The organism is Mycobacterium sp. NGS18, from assembly GCF_059813185.1.
In genome coordinates this window covers 52,434-69,102 of record NZ_JCALEC010000002.1, presented here as the reverse complement: position 1 = coordinate 69,102, position 16,669 = coordinate 52,434, and the positions used below count along the sequence as shown (strand labels likewise).

Genomic DNA, 16,669 nt, shown 5'->3' with positions numbered 1-16,669 from the left:
GCTCATCCCACCAGTTCGGCAATCGCCGCAGCCAGCTCGGGCTTTTCCTCCAGCCCGAAGCCCGGGGCGTCGGTGGGCGTGATGGTGCCGCCGGCCAGCGCGCACCCCGGCGAGTAGCCGCCGAAAGGCGCGAACACCCCGGGGTAGGACTCGCAGCCCCCCAAGCCCAGGCCCGCCGCGATGTGCAGGTTGATCAGGTGGCCGCCGTGCGGGAAGGCACAGCCGCGGTCGAAGCCGTGCGTCTCGAGCACCTCGAGCATGCGCGCGTACTCGGTCAACCCGTAACTCAAACCGGCATCCATCTGGAAGATGTCGCGGCCCGGACGCATACCGCCGTAGCGCACCAGATTGGTCACATCACCCGCCGAGAACAGGTTCTCGCCGGTGGCGATCGCTCCGGGATAGTCGGCGATCAGCGCAGCGTTCAGCGCGAAATCCAGTGGATCACCGGGTTCCTCGTACCAGCGCAGGCCGTAGCGGCTCAGCTCCTGCGCCCAGTCGCCGGCCGCCGCGGCGTCGAACCGGCCGTTGGCGTCGACGGCAACCCGCGCGCCGGCGCCCACCACCTCGATCACCGCTTCGATGCGGTCCAGATCCTGGCGCATCGAGGCGCCGCCGATCTTCATCTTGACCGCCTGGTAGCCCGCGTCGAGATAGCCGGCCATCTCGGACCGGAGCCGATCCAGCGCGTCTCCGGGATAGTAGTAGCCCCCGGCGGCGTAGACCGGAACCGCGGCGACGGCCTCGTTCTTGCCCAAGTCCCGGCCGAAGTGCCGCGCGATGGTGCGGTAGGCGGGTTCGTCGGCGAGTTTGGCGTTGAGGTCCCAGCACGCCAGTTCCAGCGCTGCCGCCGCACCGGCCCGATCGCCGTGGCCACCGGGTTTTTCGTCGGTGAGCGCCGCGCCCAGCACCCGCGCCGGATCGATGCGGCCGGTGGCGTCGAGCAGCGATTCGGGGTCGGCGCGCAAAACCCGCGGGATCATCCGGTCGGCCAGGATGCCGCCTTGGGCGAACCGGCCGATCGAGTTGAACGCGATGCCGGTCACCGGTTTTCCGTTCCGGATCCGGTCGGTGACGACGGCGACCAGCGACACCGTGTGCCGAGAGAAGTCCACCAGCGCGTTGGCGATCTCACCGTGAAGCGGTACCGATGTCTCGACGATCCGGGTGATGCGCATGCGTCGCGACTCCTTCGGCTAAAGCGTTAGTCCGCTCGCCGCAGGATAGCTTCGGCGTGCCGCAGCACCGGGGAGTCGACCATCTGCCCTTCGAACGCGAACACCCCACGCTCGTTCTGCGCTGCGGCGAGCACCCTTCGCGCCCAATCGACTTTCTCGGCCTCCGGGCGGTAGGCGTCGCGCACCACCGGCACCTGGGTGGGGTGGATGCACACCGTTGCGGCGAATCCGACGGCGGCGCCGTCGACCGCCTCTGCCTTCAGCCCGTCGAGGTCACCGATGTTGAGGTAGACGGCGTCGAGCGCCGCGCGGCCGAACGTCGACGCCGCCAGCAGCACCGTCGAGCGCGCGTGCCGGGCGAAGTCCCGGTAGGTGCCGTCCGGGTGCCGGCTGGAGCCACCGCCCATGGCCGCGACCAGATCTTCGGCGCCCCACATCATCGCCACACAGCCGTCGGTGGCGGCGATCTCGGTGGAAAACACGACACCGCGCGGCGTTTCCAGCAGCGCGACAACCTGCCGAGGCGCCAGCGCGGTCACTTGGCCGGCCGACTCGGTCTTGGCCAGCATCACCGTCGTGTAGGCGGTGTCCGCCAGCGCCTCCAGGTCGCGGGCCTGATCCTCGGTGCCGGCCGGGTTGACCCGCACCACCGTCCGCTGCGGGTCAAGGGGATTGTCCCGCAACGCCTTCCGTGCCGCGGGCCGGTCGACGGCAGCCACCCCGTCCTCCAGGTCGAGGATCACCACGTCGGCCGCCGCGGCGGCTTTGGCGAAGCGTTCCGGCCGGTCCGCCGGACAGAACAGCCAGGCCGGGCCCGCGGTGTGCAGGTTCATGCCGACTCTCCTGCCGGCCGTTTGCGCACCAGGGTGGTACGTACCGCGCGCGCCACCACGTCGCCGTGCTGGTTGCGGCCGACGTGCTCGAGGGTCACGATGCCTTCCCCGGGACGGCTCTTGGATTCGCGCTTGTCGGTGCAGACCGTCTCGGCGTAGAGGGTGTCGCCGTGAAAGACCGGCTTGGGAAACGACACCTCCGAGAAACCCAGGTTGGCCACGATGGTGCCCAGCGTCAGTTGTGCCACCGACAGGCCGACCAGGGTGGAGAGGGTGAACATCGAGTTCACCAGGCGCTCACCGCGAAAGCCGGGCTGCTCCGCCGCCCAGGCCGCATCGAGGTGCAGCGACTGGGTGTTCATGGTCAGCGTGGTGAACAGCACGTTGTCGGCCTCGGTGACGGTGCGACCGGGCCGGTGGGCGTAGGTGGTCCCGATTTCGTACTCCTCGAACCACAGCCCGCGCTGCTCGACGGTTTTGCGTTCGTCACCCATCAGCCCATCCCCAGCGATCGTGCGATCAGCATCAGCTGCACCTCGGTAGTGCCCTCACCGATCTCCAGGATCTTGCTGTCGCGGTAGTGCCGGGCCACCGGGTATTCGTTGATGAAGCCGTAGCCGCCGTGAATCTGGGTGGCGTCGCGGGCGTTGTCCATCGCCGCCTCCGAGGAGATCATCTTGGCGATCGCCGCTTCCTTCTTGAACGGCTTGCCCGCCAGCATCTTCGCGACGGCGTCGTAGTAGGCGGTGCGGGCGACGTGGGCGCGGGCCTCCATCCGGGCGATCTTGAAGCTGATCGCCTGATAGGAGCCGATCGTCTGGCCGAACGCCTCGCGTTCGCCGGCGTACTTGACGCTTTCGTCGACACAGCCTTGGGCCACCCCGGTGGCCACCGCGGCGATCGCGATGCGGCCCTCGTCCAGGATCGACAGGAAGTTGGCGTAACCCCGGCCTTCCTCCCCGAGCAGGTTCCCCTGCGGAACGCGGGCGTCGGTGAAGGTGAGCGGGTGGGTGTCCGAGGCGTTCCAGCCCACCTTGTTGTAGGCCGGCTCCACGGTGAAACCCGGTGTGCCGGAGGGGACGATGATCGTGGAGATCTCTTTCTTGCCGTCGGGCCGGGTGCCGGTGACGGCGGTGACGGTCACCAGCGAGGTGATGTCGGTGCCGGAGTTGGTGATGAACTGCTTGGTGCCGTTGATGACCCAGTCACTGCCGTCTCGCCGGGCGGTGGTGCGGGTGCCGCCGGCATCCGATCCCGCGCCGGGCTCGGTCAGGCCGAAGCCGGCCAGCGCACGGCCGGCGACCAGATCCGGCAGCCAGGTCTGCTTCTGTTCCTCGGTGCCGAACCGGTAGATCGGCATCGCGCCGAGGCCCACCCCGGCCTCCAGGGTCATCGCCACCGACTGGTCGACCTTGCCGAGCTCCTCCAGCGCGAGCGTCAGCGCGAAGAAGTCGCCGCCCATACCGCCGTACTCTTCGGGGAACGGCAGCCCGAACAACCCCATCTCGCCCATCTTGGCGATCACTTCGTAGGGGAAGCTGTGCTCTTCGTCGTGCTTGGCGGACACCGGAGCCACTACGGTGCGAGCGAACTCGGCGACCGTGTCGCGCAGGTCCTGATATTCCTTCGGCAGCACTCCTGCCGTGATCGTCGTCATTACGCTTCTTCCTCACTCGACTCGGGAATCAGCCGGGCCAGTACCTGGTCCACAGTCACCTGATCGCCCACCGAAACCAATACCTCCACCCGCCCGCTGATCGGCGCGCTCAGGGTGTGTTCCATCTTCATCGCCTCGACCACGACGACGGGGTCCCCTTCCGCCACAGGCGAATCCGAGGCGACATTGACGGCGATCACGCTGCCCGGCATCGGGCTGAGGATCTCCGCGCTGCGCGCCCCACCGCCGCGATGCACCCGGACCACCTCGGCTTCCCGCAGGTGCCAGGTGCCGCGGTCATCGGCGATCCACAGCTGACCGCCGTCCTCGGCGAACGCGTAACAGCGCCGCCGGCCGGCCAGCGTGATCACCATCCGGCCGTCCTCGACGTCGATGCTTCCGCTGTGGATCTCGCCGTCGCCGACCTGTACCCGGGCATCGGCCGGGAGCCCCCATACCGACACCGTCTCCGAGCGCAGCGGGGTGCGCATCTCGGTGCGCACCGGCGCCGGTGCGCCGATCCGCCAGCCGCTCGGGGATCCCCACAGCGATTTCGGCGCGGACAGCTCCCATTGGCGGTAGAGCCCGCCGGCCGCTAAGACGTCGTCGGGTGCGGGTGCCGGGGCGAAGTCGGCCGATCTGATGTCGAGCAGTTCGGTGTCCAGGTCGCCGGCCACCACCCGCGCATCGGCCAGCAGGAACCGCAGGAATTCCACGTTGGTCTGCACCCCGAACACCGCCGTGCCGGCCAGTGCCGCGTCGAGTCGCGCCAGCGCCTGCGCCCGGTCGGCACCGTGGGCGATCACCTTCGACAGCATCGGGTCGTAGTCGCTGCCCACCACGGTGCCCGCTTGCAGCGACGAGTCCACCCGGACACCCGGCCCGGGTCCATGCGGCGGTCCCAGCTTCGTCTCTCCTCCGTCGAGCCTCGCTGAACCGCCGGTGGGTTCGTGCACCGCCAGCACCCGTCCCCCGGTGGGCAGGAAGCCGCGGGCCGGGTCTTCGGCGTAGACCCGGGCCTCGATCGCGTGCCCGGTCAAGGTGATCTCGTCCTGGGCGAACGGCAGCTTCTCACCGGCGGCCACCCGCAGCTGCCACTCGACCAGATCCAGCCCGGTGACCGCCTCGGTGACCGGATGCTCCACCTGCAGGCGGGTGTTCATCTCCATGAAGAAGAACTCATCCGGGCGATCGGCGGAGACGATGAACTCCACGGTGCCGGCGCCGACGTAGTCGACGCTGCGGGCGGTGTTACAGGCCGCCGCCCCGATCCTGGCCCGGGTGGCGGCGTCCAGCAGCGGCGACGGCGCCTCCTCGATCACCTTCTGGTGGCGGCGCTGCAGGCTGCATTCCCGCTCGCCGAGGTGCACCACATTGCCCTGGGTGTCGGCGAGCACCTGCACCTCGATGTGGCGGGGCCGCAACACGAATCGCTCCAGAAACAGGGTGTCATCGCCGAACGCCGACGCCGCCTCACGCCGCGCGGTCACCAGCGCCGCGCGCAGCTGCGCGGGTTCTTCGACCAGGTGCATGCCCTTGCCGCCGCCACCGGCCGAGGGCTTGATCAGCACCGGGTAGCCGATATCGGTGGCCGCAGCCACCAGTTCGTCATCGGTCAGGCCCGGCTTGGCCAACCCGGGTACCACCGGTACCTCAAAGGCGGTGACGGTGTTCTTGGCGGAGATCTTGTCGCCCATCACCTCGATCGCGCGCGCCGGTGGCCCGATGAACACCACCCCGGCCCGCTCGCAGGCCGCCGCGAACCCGGCGTTCTCGGAGAGGAAACCGTAGCCGGGGTGAATCGCCTGCGCGCCGGTGGCCGCGGCGGCCTCGAGCACCTTGGGAATCGACAGATAGCTGTCCAGCACGGGCGCCGGCCCCAGCCGTACGGCGGTGTCGGCTTCGCGCACATGCCGCGCCCCGGCGTCGGCGTCGCTGTAGACGGCCACCGACCGAATTCCCATCCGGCGCAGGGTGTTAATCACCCGCACCGCGATCTCACCGCGATTGGCTATCAAAACCGTTTCAAACATCGCCACTCACATCCGGAAAACGCCGTAGGAGACCGGGTCCAGCGGCGCGTTCGAGCAGACCGAAAGCGCAAGCCCCAGCACGGTTCTGGTATCGGCCGGGTCGATGATCCCGTCGTCCCACAGCCGTGCGGTCGAGTAGTACGGGTTGCCCTGCGCCTCGTATTGATCGCGGATCGGCGCCTTGAACGCCTCTTCATCGGCCGGCGACCACGGCTTGCCAGCGGCGTCGAGTTGTTCACCGCGGACCGTGGCCAGCACCGATGCGGCCTGTTCGCCGCCCATCACCGAGATCCGCGCATTGGGCCACATCCACAGGAACCGCGGCGAATACGCCCGGCCGCACATGGAGTAGTTGCCCGCTCCGTAGGATCCGCCGATCACCACCGTGAGTTTGGGCACCCGCGCACAGGCCACCGCGGTGACCATTTTGGCGCCGTGCTTGGCGATACCGCCGGCCTCGTAGTCGCGGCCGACCATGAAGCCGGCGATGTTCTGCAAGAACACCAGTGGAATCCGGCGCTTGTCGCACAGTTCGATGAAATGCGCTCCCTTGAGCGCCGACTCGCCGAACAGCACCCCGTTGTTGGCGATGATTCCCACCGGATGGCCGTGGATGCGCGCGAACGCGGTCACCAGCGTCTTGCCGTACTCGGCCTTGAACTCGCTGAACTCGCTGCCGTCGACGACGCGCTCAATCACCTGCCGCACGTCATAAGGCACCCGCGGATCCGGCGGGACCACGTCGTAGAGCTCGGCCGGATCATGCCGGGGGTCGATAGAATCGCCGATCTCCCAAGGGCTTGGGTGACGCGGCCCGAAAGTCTCGGCGATCTGCCGGACGATGCGCAGCGCGTGTTCGTCGTCGTCGGCCAGATAGTCGGTGACCCCGGAGACCTTGGAGTGCAAGTCGCCCCCGCCGAGCTCCTCGGCGGTCACCACCTCCCCGGTGGCCGCCTTCACCAGCGGCGGACCGCCGAGGAAGATGGTGCCCTGTTCCCGGACGATGACGGCCTCGTCACTCATGGCGGGCACGTAGGCGCCGCCGGCGGTGCAGGAGCCGAGCACGGCGGCGATCTGCGGGATGCCCGCCGCACTCATGGTCGCCTGGTTGTAGAAGATGCGGCCGAAGTGCTCCCGGTCCGGGAACACCTCGTCTTGGCGGGGCAGGAACGCGCCGCCGGAGTCCACCAGGTAAATGCAGGGCAGCTGGTTGCCCAGCGCGACTTCCTGGGCGCGCAGGTGCTTTTTGACGGTGACCGGGTAGTAGGTGCCGCCCTTGACGGTGGCGTCGTTGGCGACGATCACGCACTCTCGCCCGGACACCCGTCCGATCCCGGTGATGATGCCGGCTCCGGGGCACTCGTCGTCGTACATGCCGTCAGCGGCCAGCGGAGCCAGCTCCAGAAACGGACTGCCCGGATCCAGCAGCCGGTCCACCCGGTCGCGCGGCAACAGTTTGCCCCGGGCCACGTGACGTTGCCGGGAGTGCTCACTGCCGCCGAGGGCTGCCGTCGCCAGCTTGGCGTTGAGCTCGGCGACCAGCCGCCGGTGCTCGTCGGCGAATGTCGGGGCGGTCATGAGACCTTCGAAAGATTCAACTCTGCACCGGTTTTCGCAACGACGTCGTCGACGGAGACGCCCGGAGCGGTCTCGACCAACTGCAGGCCCGTCTCGGTGACGTCGATGACGGCCAGGTCGGTGATGATGCGGTCGACGCAGCGGGCGCCGGTAAGCGGCAGCGTGCAGTGTTCGACGATCTTGGCGCTGCCGTCTTTGGCCGCGTGTTCCATCATCACGATGACGCGGCGCGCCCCGTGCACCAGGTCCATCGCCCCGCCCATGCCCTTGATCATCTTTCCGGGGATCATCCAGTTGGCCAGATCGCCCGCCGCTGAAACCTGCATGGCGCCGAGGACGGCCACGTCCAGGTTGCCGCCGCGGATCACCCCGAACGAGGCCGACGACGAGAAGAACGACGCCCCGGGCAGCACCGTCACCGTTTCTTTGCCCGCGTTGATCAAGTCGGCGTCGATGTCCTCGCGGCGCGGGTAGGGCCCGACGCCGAGGATCCCGTTCTCCGAATGCAGCACCACGCTGACCCCGTCGGGAATGTGGTTGGGAATCAAGGTGGGTAGCCCGATGCCGAGGTTGACGTACTGTCCGTCTTCCAACTCGGCGGCCACCCGTGCGGCCAGTTCGTCACGTGTGAGTGCCATCAACGCACCGTCTCCCGCTCGATTCGCTTAGTCGGATTCGGTACGTGCACCACCCGGTGCACGTGGATGCCCGGCGTATGCACCTCCGCCGGAGGGATCTCGCCGGGCTCGACGAGGTGCTCGACCTCGGCGATCGTGATGCGGCCGGCAGCAGCGCAGTCCGGGTTGAAGTTGGCGGCGGCCTCGCGGTAGACGAGGTTGCCGTGCCGATCACCCTTCCAGGCGTGCACCAGCGCGAAATCGGTGCGGATCGCCCGCTCCAGCACGTAGGTGCGTCCATCGAAGTCGCGGGTCTCCTTGCGCGGTGAGGCGACCGCCACCCCGCCGGCGCCGTCGTACCGCCACGGCAGGCCGCCGTCGGCGACCTGGGTGCCGACACCCGTCGGCGTGTAGAACGCCGGAATTCCGGCGCCGCCGGCGCGCAGCCGCTCGGCCAGGGTGCCCTGCGGGGTCAGCTCCACCTCCAGCTCGCCGGAGAGGAACTGCCGGGCGAATTCCTTGTTCTCCCCCACATAGGAGCTGACCGTGCGACGGATCCGTTTGTGCTCCAACAGCACTCCGAGGCCGATGCCGTCGACGCCGCAGTTGTTCGACACTGTCTCCAGGTCGGTGACACCGAGCGCCAGCACGGCGTCGATCAGCGCCTCCGGTATGCCGCAGAGCCCGAACCCGCCTACCGCCAGTGACGCACCGTCGGTCACATCGGCCACGGCTTCTGCCGCTGTTGCCACGACCTTGTCCATCGCCACCAGCGCCTCCTCATTTTCAGTTAATGTTGATTAACTGACGTCAGAGAATACCATTCTCCTGCGGCCGTGTCAGCCACCCCGCACGTGCTCGATCGCCTGCCGGCGCATCTCGTCCTTGCGGACCTTGCCGGTGACCGTCAGCGGGAACTCCTCGACGACGCGCAGATACCGCGGCACCTTGAAGTGCGCCAGCCGCCCGGCGCAGAACTCCCGCAGCGCCTCGACGGTCAACGGCACCGAGTTCTCCCGCATCATCACCATCGCCATCAGTTCCTCGCCGTACGTTTCGTCGGGCACACCGACCACCTGGGCGTCGAGGATGTCGGGATGGGTGTGCAGGAACTCCTCGATCTCGCGCGGATAGATGTTCTCGCCGCCGCGGATCACCATGTCCTTGATCCGTCCGGTGATCCGGACGTAGCCGTCGCCGTCCATGACGGCCAGATCGCCGCTGTGCATCCAGCCCTCGGCGTCGATGGCCGCCGCGGTCTTGGCCGGGTCGTCCCAGTAACCGGTCATCACCGAATAACCGCGGGTGCAGAATTCGCCGGGCTGCCCCCGCGGCACCGTCTGGCCGGTGCCGGGGTCGATCATCTTGATCTCCAGGTGCGGGCCCACCCGCCCGACCGTCTCGACTCGCTGCGTCAGCGAATCCTCGCCGCGGGTCTGGGTCGACACCGGAGACGTTTCGGTCATCCCGTAGCAGATCGCGACCCCGGTCATGTGCATGTCGTCGATCACCCGCCGCATCACCTCCACCGGGCACGACGAGCCCGCCATGATCCCGGTGCGCAGGCTCGTCAGGTCGTACTCGCCAAAGTCGGGCAGACCGAGCTCGGCGATGAACATCGTGGGCACCCCGTAAAGGCTGGTGCACGCCTCGTCCTGCACGGCGCGCAGCGTGGCAGCCGGATCGAAGCCGGGGCCCGGCAAGATGATGGCCGCGCCGTGGCTGGTCGCCGCCAGGTTGCCCATCACCAGACCGAAGCAATGGTAGAGCGGCACCGGAAGGCAGATCCGGTCCTTCTCGGTGTAGCCGAGCAGCTCGCCAACCAGGTAGCCGTTGTTGAGGATGTTGCGGTGACTCAGGGTGGCGCCCTTGGGATAACCCGTTGTGCCCGAAGTGTATTGAATATTGATCGGGTCGTCGGGATGCAGTGCGGCTGCGGCCTTGACCAGGGCGGCGGAATCGATCGGCGTGCCGGCCAGCTCGTGCCAGCGCGCGCTGTCGATGAACACCACCTCCCGCAGATCCGGGCATTGCGGGGCCGCCTCCTGCAGCAGCGCAGCGTAATCGGAGGTTTTGAACCGCGATGCCGAGATGACCATCGCGGTCCCGGACTGCTTGAGCGCGTAGGCCAGTTCGCGAGAGCGGTAGGCCGGGTTCAGGTTGACCAGCACCGCCCCGATCTCGGCGGTGGCGTACTGCGTCAGCACCCATTCGGCGCAGTTGGGCGACCAGATGCCCACCCGATCCCCGGCGCTGATCCCGGCCCCCAGTAGGCCGCTCGCCAGCCGGCGCGCAGCCACCGACAGCTTGGCATAGCTCCAGCGCCGGCCCGACGGAACATCCACCAGCGCATCGCGATCCGGATGCGCACGCGCGGTGGCAGCGAGATCGGCGCCGATCGTCGTCTCCAACAGAGCGGGTCGGGTCTCGCCGCGGGCGTAGGACGAATCGCCACGTGCTGCGGGTCCCGCAGTTGCCATCAGGCCTCCACCGATCTCGCCCGACGCCGGGCCGGCCCCGAGGCGATGGGTGCTACGTTAGTGACCGTTAACTCAGCTGTCCATGAGGAGCGGAGGCGTGATGGCAGCATCCGCCCCGTCCGGCCCGGCGGGAATCGAGCCGGCCAACCGGCGCAGCCGGCTGAAGTCTGACCGGCGGACCCAGTTGCTCGCTGCCGCCGAGCGTCTCTTCGCCCAGCGCGGCTTTCTCGCGGTGCGACTGGAGGACATCGGCGCGGCCGCCGGTGTCAGCGGTCCGGCGATCTATCGACACTTCCCCAACAAGGAAGCACTGCTGGTCGAGTTGCTGGTCGGTATCAGCACCCGGCTGCTGGCCGGGGCGCGCGCCGTCGAAGCGGGCGGCCACGGTCCCGAGGACGTGCTGGACGGCTTGGTCGAGTTTCATCTCGATTTCGCGCTGAACGAGCCGGACCTGATCCGGATCCAGGACCGCGATCTGGCGCATCTGCCGGCCGGGGCGCAGCGTCAGGTACGCAGCGCCCAGCGTCAATACGTCGAGGTCTGGGTGGGGGTGCTGTGCGCCCGGTACGCCGGCTTGGCCGAAGCCGACGCCCGGTTGATGGCTCACGCGGTGTTCGGCCTGCTGAACTCCACGCCGTACAGCATCAAGCCGGCGGGAACCAAGTCTGCCGCCCCGGAGAGTTCCCGAGCGGTGTTGCGGGCAATGACGATCAGGGCGTTGGGCGCCGCCGGAATGTGACCGGGCTGCGCGACGTCGCGGTCGAAGGCGGCCCGGCGCAGGTACCCTGCAACCCATGAGGTGGGTATGACCGATCCGTATCGACCGGAGGGTTCCGATCAGCCCTGGCAGCGCAACGGGGCGAGCGAACCGTCGACTTTCGGCGTTCCGCCGCACGTCGATCCGGCCTATGCCGGACAGCTTCCGTCGTACCCGGCGGGCTATCCGCCACAGTCCCCCAACCCCACCGCCCAACTGCCGCGGCAGCACTGGGAACCGCCGCAGCCCCCACCCGGCGGGCCGGCAGCCGGCGGCGAGGGCGGCCCCCCGGAACCGCCGCGGTTCCCCAACTGGCTGTGGCTGGTGGCCGGTGCCGCGGTGCTGCTGGTGGTCGGCATGGTGATCGCGCTGGTGATCGCCAACGGCTCGGGCCGCAATTCGGCTACGGTGACGCCGGTCTCGCCGCTGCCGACAGCTCCGAGCACGCCGATTCCCAAGCGCACCCCGGCCACCACGCCGCCGCCGACGCGGTCGACGGCCCCTAGCACCACCCCGGGCACCGCGCCGCCGACGACCTCGACCACTGCCGGGGTTCCCCAGACGATCGTCTACAGCGTCACCGGGACCGGCCGGGCGCTCAGCATCGCCTACATCGACACCGGCGGCGTGCTGCAGACCGAGTTCAACGTCGCGCTGCCGTGGACCAAGCAGGTCACGCTGACGCCACCGGCATCCACTGCCGCGGCGGTCACGGTGGTCAACTTCGGCGAGCAGATCACCTGCTCGGTGGCGGTGGACGGCGCCCAGGTGCGTCAGCGCACCGGGTCGATCCTCACGGTCTGCGCCGCAGCGGGCTGAGCCATCAATCCGCGCGGCGCGGAACGCGCACGCCGAGCATTGCCAGCAGACCGAGCACCAGCACCGTGCACAGCCCGCCCATACCGGCCCGATCGGACCGGAAGACGTCGACGAAGACCGAGAACAGCCACGGCGCAAGGAATGACACCGCTCGGCCGGTCATCGTGTAGAGGCCGAAAGCCACCCCTTCCATTCCCGCCCGGCCTTCCTGGGCCATCCGCAGCAGCAGGGTGCGCGCCGAGGACTGGGTGGGCCCGATGAACAGGCAGAGCACTAGGCCGCAGGCCCAGAAGGCGACCGGCCCGGACAGCGCCATCAGCGTGATGCCGGCGGCCACCATCGCGACCAGCGAGCCGACGATCACCGTCTTGGATCCGATCCGGTCATCGAGCAGGCCCCCGGCGACCGCCCCGACCGCGGCCACCACACTGGCGGCCACCCCGAAGATCAGCACGTCGCCGCTCGAGATGCCGTAAACGGTGACCCCTAGCACCGCCCCGAAGGCGAATACGCCGGCCAGCCCGTCGCGGAAGATGGCACTAGCTACCAGGTAGAAGACCAGATTGCGGTCGCGGCGCCATTCGGCACTGATGTCGCGCCACAACTGGCGATAGCCGCCGAGCAGGCCCGGGCGTGGCGGCGCCGGCTCGTCGGCACCTCCGAGCCGGTGCGCGCTGAGCAGCAGCGGCAACGCGAACACCGCCAGCCAGGCGGCGGTCAGCCACATAGCCGCGCGCACGTTCTGCCCACCCTCGACCGGCAGGCCCAGCAGGCCGCGGGTCGGGCCGCTACCGGCGATGAAGCCCAGGTAGACCACCAACAGCAGCACGACGCTGCCGACATAGCCTGCCGCCCAGCCGAATCCGGAGATCCGCCCGGAGTTCTGCGGTGTCGACACCTGCCGCAGCATCGCGTTGTAGGGGACGCTGGCCAGATCACCGCAGGCGGCGGTCAGCGCCAGCAGCACCAGCCCCGGAGCCAGGTAGGCGGGTGCGTCGCGAATCGTGCTCATCGACGCGATGAGCACCACCGCGGCCCCGGTCAGGACCGCCAGCGTCACCCGACGGCGGTGCGGGGCGGCAACCCACACCCCGACCACCGGCGCCACCGCGGCCACGGTCAAACCCGAGAGCGCCAGCGTGCGGCCCAGCCAGCTGGTCGACGACACCGCACCGGGCAGATCCCGGCCGACGCTGCTGGTCAGATACACCGAGAACACGAACGTCACCACGATCGCGCTCACGGCCGCGGCACCGGTATCCCACAACGCCCACGCCACGATCCGCGATCGCCGGGATCTGACCACCCCCGGGGCATCCATGCCTGGCACTCTACGATTGGCCCATGCCAGTGCCTGCTCCCAGCCCGGATGCCCGCGCCGTCGTCACCGGAGCGTCCCAGGGGATCGGCGAAGCGCTCGCCACCGAGCTGGCCGCTCGCGGCCACGGTCTGATCATCACCGCGCGGCGCGAGGACGTGCTCAACGACGTGGCGGCGCGGCTGCGCGACAAGTACCGGGTGGCCGTCGAAGTGCGGGCGGTCGACCTGGCCGATCCGCCGGCCCGCGACCAGTTCTGCGCGGAACTGGCCGAGCGGGAGATCTCGGTGTTGTGCGCCAACGCCGGCACCGCGACGTTCGGGCCGATCTCGGGTCTGGATCCGGCGGCGGAGAAGGCGCAGGTGCAGCTGAACGCGATCGCGGTGCACGACCTGGTGTTGGCGGTGCTGCCGGGCATGCTGACGCGCCGCGCCGGGGGGATCCTGATCTCGGGTTCGGCGGCCGGCAACTCACCGATCCCCAACAACGCCACCTACGCCGCGACCAAGGCCTTCGCCAACACCTTCAGCGAGTCGCTGCGCGGCGAGCTGCTCAAGTCCGGGGTGCACGTGACGCTACTGGCGCCCGGACCGGTGCGCGCCGAGATGCCCGACGCCGCCGAAGCCTCGCTGGTCGACCGGTTGATCCCGGACTTTCTGTGGATCTCCACCCAGCACACCGCCAAGCTGTCACTGGATGCCTTGGAGCGCAACAAGATGCGCGTCGTACCCGGGATCACCTCGAAGGCCATGTCGATGGCCAGCGGGTACGCCCCGCGCGCCATCGTCACGCCGATCGTCGGCGCGGTCTACAAGAAGCTCGGCGGGGGTTAGCGCCGGCGGCGGCCGGTACCCATTGCGCCGCGGGTGATCTGACCGACCACCACGGTGGTGACAGCACGTGTCACCTGCTTGCCCTCCCGGGTGGAGAGGAAGTGGGCGAGCCAGCGACCGAACCGCGTCCACCAGTGCACTTTCGGCGGCGGCGGCACACCGTCGTACCCCTGGGGGTCGGAGGGCGGCACACTGCCCTCCCCCGCTGCGAGCTTGCGCGACAAGATCTCATAGGCCGACTCGCGATCCACCGTCTCGCTGTAGACGGCGTGCAGGGGACTCGCCGTGGCCGCCGCGGTGATCGCCGCGTCGCCGACGGAGGCCATCAGCGATCGCGGTGCCCGCAGCCGCGTCCAAGCGACCGGGGTCGGGGCGCCCCTCTCCGACAAGACGGTGACGATCGCCTCGCCGATCCCCAGCGACGTCAGCGCCGACTCCAGGTCATAGACCTTGGTTTTGGGGTAGGTGCGCACCGTCTTGCTCAGCGCCTTCTGGTCATCGGGGGTAAACGCACGCAGCGCATGCTGGACCCGGGCGCCGAGCTGGGACAGCACGTTGTTGGGCACATCGGTGGGCAACTGGGTGCAGAAGAACACCCCGACGCCCTTGGAGCGAATCAGCTTCACGGTCTGTTCGACCTGCTGCAGGAACGCCTTGGAGGCGTCGGTGAACAGCAGGTGCGCCTCGTCGAAGAAGAACACCAGCTTGGGCTTGTCGATATCGCCGACCTCGGGAAGCAGCGTGAACAGGTCGGCGAGCACCCACATCAAGAAGGTGGAGAACAACACCGGGCGGGCAGCTTGATCGCCCAGTTCCAGCAGCGAGATGATGCCGCGGCCCTGACTGTCGGTGCGCAGCAAATCTTCCGGCTTGAGCTCCGGCTCGCCGAAGAAGGTGTCGCCGCCTTCGGCCTCCAGGTTGACCAGGGCACGCAAGATCACCCCCGCGGTCTGCGCCGACACCCCGCCAAGGTTCTTCAGTTGAGGCTTGCCGGCATCACTGGTCAAAAACGTGATCACCGAACGCAAATCCTTCAAGTCCAGCAGCAGGTAACCGTTCTGGTCGGCCCAGTGGAAGATCAACCCCAGCGTCGACTCCTGAGTGGCGTTGAGCCCCAACACCTTCGACAACAGAATCGGTCCGAAACTGGAAATGGTGGCGCGCACCGGGATACCGAGGCCGCCGGTGCCCAGCGACAGGAACTCCACCGGGAACGCCGTCGCCGCCCAGTCGTCGCCGGTCTCGGTGGCGCGCGCGGTGAGCTTGTCGCCCGCCTCCCCGGGCCGCAACAACCCCGACAGGTCACCCTTGACGTCGGCCATCAGCACCGGAACGCCGGCCGCGGACAGCTGTTCGGCGATCACCTGCAGCGTCTTGGTCTTGCCGGTGCCGGTGGCGCCGGCCACCAGCCCGTGGCGGTTGATCGTGGCCAGGGGGATCCGGACCTGCGCCGACGGGTCGGCGGTCCCGTCGATGACCACCGTGCCCAGTTCGAGGGCCTGACCCTCGGCGCTGTAGCCGGCCGCGATCTGCTGTGCGGCGTTCGCCGCCGAATCGGGACTCACAGGCCACGACATTACTTGGCCGGTCAGCACCGCTATGCGACTACGGCGCCGCCGAGCGGCTAACGTGTGCCTACTGTGAGCGCTGCACGAGATGAACTCGTCTGGATCGACTGCGAGATGACCGGGCTGGACCTGGCCTCGGACAAGCTGATCGAGATTGCCGCCCTGGTCACCGACGGTGAGCTGAACATCCTCGGCGACGGGATCGACGTGGTGATCCACGCCGACGACGCGACCCTGGCCGCCATGAGCGACGTCGTGACCGACATGCATACCCGGTCAGGGCTGATCGAGGAGGTCAGAGCGTCGAGCATCGACCTGGCCACCGCCGAGCAGATGGTGCTCGACTACATCCGCACCCACGTCAAACAGGCCCGCACGGCGCCGCTGGCGGGCAACTCGATCGGCACCGACCGCGCCTTCCTGGCCCGCGACATGGGCACTCTCAACGAATACCTGCACTACCGGATGGTCGACGTGAGCTCGATCAAGGAGTTGTGCCGACGCTGGTACCCGCGGATCTACTTCGGTCAGCCCGAGAAGGGCCTGGCGCACCGCGCGCTGGCCGACATCCACGAGTCCATCCGGGAGCTCAAGTACTACCGGCGCACCGCGTTCGTCGCCCCTCCCGGGCCGCCTACCAGCGACATCGCTGCGGTAGCCGCAGAGCTGGGACCGCCTTCGGACGCGCACGAGGTAATCGATTCGGTCGCTGAGCGTCCAAGCGGCTAGTATCGACGACGCTGCCTGCTCGGCTGGCAGCGATGGTGGCTGTAGTTCAGTTGGTAGAGCACCAGGTTGTGATCCTGGGTGTCGCGGGTTCGAGTCCCGTCAGCCACCCCGATAGGTCGGAGGGCTTTGGCCCTCCGACCTTTTTCTTTGGCTGGGGGCCTTGCCGAGACCGTCGAGACCGGCGGGCGTCTTTGCTGGCCGCATCCGGCCCGGACGGACGGCCGCCCAACTCGGCCCTGTCGGTTCCGATGGTTTCGGGCACCCGCCGC

General features: G+C 68.6%; 15 protein-coding genes and 1 tRNA gene. 5 read left to right on the top strand and 11 right to left on the bottom strand.

What is annotated here, in order from left to right; genetic code table 11:
- Nucleotides 1-2: 2 nt before the first annotated feature.
- From AC5Y31_RS03965 to AC5Y31_RS03925, 9 genes are all read right to left on the bottom strand, one after another.
- Nucleotides 3-1,178 carry an enolase C-terminal domain-like protein gene (locus tag AC5Y31_RS03965; RefSeq protein ID WP_499978225.1) on the bottom strand — a complete coding sequence of 392 codons (1,176 nt, stop codon included), beginning with the start codon at nucleotides 1,176-1,178 and terminating at the stop codon, nucleotides 3-5.
- 26 nt (nucleotides 1,179-1,204) lie between these two features.
- Entirely contained in the window at nucleotides 1,205-2,011 is an 807-nt protein-coding gene (locus tag AC5Y31_RS03960) for an HpcH/HpaI aldolase/citrate lyase family protein (protein ID WP_499978222.1), read from the bottom strand.
- The gene (locus AC5Y31_RS03955) at nucleotides 2,008-2,505 is read right to left on the bottom strand and encodes a MaoC family dehydratase (protein ID WP_065025073.1); all 498 of its coding nucleotides are present in this window, start codon (nucleotides 2,503-2,505) and stop codon (nucleotides 2,008-2,010) included. Before AC5Y31_RS03955 ends, AC5Y31_RS03960 begins: the two co-directional genes overlap by 4 nt.
- Complete coding sequence (locus AC5Y31_RS03950; RefSeq protein ID WP_499978220.1) at nucleotides 2,505-3,668, bottom strand: acyl-CoA dehydrogenase family protein; 1,164 nt, start codon at nucleotides 3,666-3,668, stop codon at nucleotides 2,505-2,507. Before AC5Y31_RS03950 ends, AC5Y31_RS03955 begins: the two co-directional genes overlap by 1 nt.
- Nucleotides 3,668-5,701, bottom strand: a complete 2,034-nt coding sequence (locus AC5Y31_RS03945) for an acetyl/propionyl/methylcrotonyl-CoA carboxylase subunit alpha (RefSeq protein WP_499978218.1) — start codon at nucleotides 5,699-5,701, stop codon at nucleotides 3,668-3,670. The genes AC5Y31_RS03950 and AC5Y31_RS03945 overlap by 1 nt, the downstream gene beginning before the upstream one ends.
- A gap of 6 nt (nucleotides 5,702-5,707) precedes the next feature.
- Entirely contained in the window at nucleotides 5,708-7,279 is a 1,572-nt protein-coding gene (locus AC5Y31_RS03940) for a carboxyl transferase domain-containing protein (RefSeq protein WP_499978216.1), read from the bottom strand.
- Nucleotides 7,276-7,917, bottom strand: coding sequence for a 3-oxoacid CoA-transferase subunit B (locus AC5Y31_RS03935; RefSeq protein ID WP_499978214.1), 642 nt, complete (start codon nucleotides 7,915-7,917; stop codon nucleotides 7,276-7,278). Before AC5Y31_RS03935 ends, AC5Y31_RS03940 begins: the two co-directional genes overlap by 4 nt.
- Entirely contained in the window at nucleotides 7,917-8,660 is a 744-nt protein-coding gene (locus tag AC5Y31_RS03930; protein WP_065025069.1) for a CoA transferase subunit A, read from the bottom strand. Before AC5Y31_RS03930 ends, AC5Y31_RS03935 begins: the two co-directional genes overlap by 1 nt.
- 75 nt (nucleotides 8,661-8,735) lie before the next feature.
- Entirely contained in the window at nucleotides 8,736-10,376 is a 1,641-nt protein-coding gene (locus tag AC5Y31_RS03925; protein WP_499978211.1) for an AMP-binding protein, read from the bottom strand.
- Nucleotides 10,377-10,476: 100 nt separating this feature from the next.
- On the opposite strand from AC5Y31_RS03925, the gene AC5Y31_RS03920 reads away from it, so the two are divergent.
- Nucleotides 10,477-11,115, top strand: a complete 639-nt coding sequence (locus AC5Y31_RS03920) for an SACE_7040 family transcriptional regulator (RefSeq protein WP_499978209.1) — start codon at nucleotides 10,477-10,479, stop codon at nucleotides 11,113-11,115.
- Between the two features lie 66 nt (nucleotides 11,116-11,181).
- Nucleotides 11,182-11,952 (top strand): MmpS family transport accessory protein, encoded by a 771-nt coding sequence (locus AC5Y31_RS03915; protein WP_499978207.1) that lies wholly within the window; start codon nucleotides 11,182-11,184, stop codon nucleotides 11,950-11,952.
- Between the two features lie 4 nt (nucleotides 11,953-11,956).
- Here the strand turns inward: AC5Y31_RS03915 and AC5Y31_RS03910 are convergent, their stop codons facing one another.
- Nucleotides 11,957-13,273 carry an MFS transporter gene (locus AC5Y31_RS03910; protein ID WP_499978206.1) on the bottom strand — a complete coding sequence of 439 codons (1,317 nt, stop codon included), beginning with the start codon at nucleotides 13,271-13,273 and terminating at the stop codon, nucleotides 11,957-11,959.
- A gap of 23 nt (nucleotides 13,274-13,296) precedes the next feature.
- On the opposite strand from AC5Y31_RS03910, the gene cmrA reads away from it, so the two are divergent.
- Nucleotides 13,297-14,103 carry a mycolate reductase gene (gene cmrA / locus AC5Y31_RS03905; RefSeq protein WP_499978204.1) on the top strand — a complete coding sequence of 269 codons (807 nt, stop codon included), beginning with the start codon at nucleotides 13,297-13,299 and terminating at the stop codon, nucleotides 14,101-14,103.
- On the opposite strand, the gene AC5Y31_RS03900 is transcribed toward cmrA, so the two are convergent.
- Nucleotides 14,100-15,680, bottom strand: a complete 1,581-nt coding sequence (locus tag AC5Y31_RS03900; protein ID WP_499978202.1) for a helicase HerA-like domain-containing protein — start codon at nucleotides 15,678-15,680, stop codon at nucleotides 14,100-14,102. The genes cmrA and AC5Y31_RS03900 overlap by 4 nt on opposite strands.
- 63 nt (nucleotides 15,681-15,743) lie before the next feature.
- Here AC5Y31_RS03900 and orn point away from each other — a divergent pair, with 63 nt between their 5' ends.
- Nucleotides 15,744-16,400: an oligoribonuclease gene (gene orn / locus AC5Y31_RS03895; RefSeq protein ID WP_499978201.1), complete on the top strand. Its 657-nt coding sequence runs from the start codon at nucleotides 15,744-15,746 to the stop codon at nucleotides 16,398-16,400.
- A gap of 35 nt (nucleotides 16,401-16,435) precedes the next feature.
- Nucleotides 16,436-16,508 (top strand) — tRNA-His (locus AC5Y31_RS03890).
- The last annotated feature ends 161 nt before the right edge of the window (nucleotides 16,509-16,669 follow it).